The 341-nt window shown below is 70.7% G+C and carries 1 pseudogene; it reads right to left on the reverse strand.

Annotation, left to right across the window (positions count from 1 at the left end):
* Positions 1 to 341: pseudogene (locus TX83_RS21845) on the reverse strand (alanine dehydrogenase); the annotation flags it as partial.

Genomic DNA, 341 nt, shown 5'->3' on the forward strand with positions numbered 1-341 from the left:
TACAGCGCGGTGACGTTGTTGCCCAGGCGCATCATCTGGTCCATGCGGTCCTGGCGCATTTCGAACACGGTGACGTTGGAGCCGCCGGCCGCGGCCAGCGCCGCCGACGCGCCGCCGGCCTGGCCGGCGCCGAACACCACCACCTTGCCGCGCTCGGTCGACGGCAGGCCGCCGAGCAGCTTGCCCTTGCCGCCCATCGGCTGGTGCAGCAAGTGGGTACCGACCTGCACGCCGATCTTGCCGGCGATGATCGACATCGGCGCCAGCAGCGGCAGGTCGCCGTTGGGCAGCTCGACGGTCTCGAAGGCGACGCCGGTCAGGCCGATGTCCAGCAGCTGCTT

This window comes from Lysobacter antibioticus HS124, from assembly GCF_000336385.2.
Classification (GTDB): domain Bacteria; phylum Pseudomonadota; class Gammaproteobacteria; order Xanthomonadales; family Xanthomonadaceae; genus Lysobacter; species Lysobacter firmicutimachus.